The sequence below is a fragment of the Oleiphilus sp. HI0043 genome, assembly GCF_001634935.1.
Genome location: NZ_LWEY01001472.1, coordinates 1 through 1,387 on the forward strand (window position 1 = coordinate 1; position 1,387 = coordinate 1,387).

General features: G+C 45.1%; 2 protein-coding genes. Both read left to right on the forward strand.

Going from position 1 to position 1,387, the window contains the following annotated elements; genetic code table 11:
- Positions 1 to 173, forward strand: a 173-nt coding sequence (locus tag A3729_RS31045) for a helix-hairpin-helix domain-containing protein (RefSeq protein WP_231877479.1), incomplete at its 5' end; no start/stop codon positions are given.
- Between the two features lie 24 nt (positions 174 to 197).
- The coding region (locus tag A3729_RS20880) for a translation initiation factor IF-2 N-terminal domain-containing protein (protein WP_197475963.1) at positions 198 to 1,387 on the forward strand (1,190 nt) is incomplete at its 3' end.

The following is a 1,387-nucleotide window of genomic DNA, read 5'->3' on the forward strand; positions in this document are numbered from 1 at the left end:
ACGGCATGGACCAGCATTTGGCTTTGGTTCTTGCTAGTAAAGGTATTGTCACGATGGAAGATCTTGCAGAACAGTCTATCGATGAGTTAATGGAAGTCGATGGGATGGATGAAGAAAAAGCCGGGCAGTTAATTATGACTGCACGAGCACCTTGGTTTGAAAACCAGGAATAAAGACGGGAGTCAGGAGAATTAATCATGTCTGAAGTAACTGTCAAAAAACTGGCAAATGATATAGGTGCACCGGTCGACCGACTGTTAAAGCAAATCGCGGATGCAGGTTTACCTGCTCGTGATGAGAGCTCGGTTGTTACTGATGAAGAAAAGCAAACTTTGCTGACTTTCTTAAAGAAAAGTCATGGCGAAGAAAATGACGAGCCTAAGAAAATCACACTGAAGCGCAAGACGACATCAACTTTGAAGATGTCAGCGGGTCAAGGTAAGTCAAAAACAGTTAATGTTGAGGTGCGTAAGAAACGTACCTATGTGAAGCGCCCGGAAGTCTCTTTAGAGCTTGAACAGCAGAAGAAAGAAGAGGCAGAACGAGCAGCTAAACTAGCCGAAGAAGTTGCTGCTAAGAAAGCACAAGAAGCGAAAGAAGCTGAAGAGAAAGCTCGAAAAGAGCAAGAAGCCAAAGAGGCTGAAGCTAAGCGTGAAGCGGAAGATGCTAAGAAAAGTGAAGCGAAAGCGCCGAAGGCTGAAGTACCAGTGACGCCTGCTGAGCTTGAAACAAACGAAAAGCATAAAAAGCACAAGAAGAAAGAAAAAGTGCCTGTTGTGGATGAGGACGAAGCTCCGAAACGCAAGCATGTTAAGTCTGCCGGACACAGAGCGCCTCGTCAGCGAGATGAAGATCTATCAACAATCAGTTTAGATGTTCTTATCGATGAAGATGAGCCGCAGCCACGTAAGCTAAAGTCTAAAAAGAAGAAAGTAAAACGTACTCATGCTTTCGAGAAACCGGTGTCGCCTGTGGTTAGAGAAGTAAATATCGGTGAGTCAATCATCGTAAGTGAATTGGCAGACAAGATGTCTGTTAAGAGCGCCGTTGTGATTAAATCACTGATGGGTATGGGCGTTATGGCAACGCAGAACCAGTCTATTGACCAAGAAACTGCAGTGCTTGTTACTGAGGAGTTAGGTCATACAGTGAAATTGGTTGCTGAAGATGCGATCGAAGCTGAAGTGATTGAGAGTATCGATTACGCAGGTGAAGAGACGCCTCGTGCGCCAGTTATCAGTGTAATGGGTCACGTTGACCACGGTAAGACCTCTCTGCTTGATTATATCCGTAAAGCGAAAGTAGCTAGTGGAGAGTCAGGTGGTATTACACAGCATATTGGTGCTTATCACGTAGAGACCGGTCATGGCATGATCACCTTCCTGGA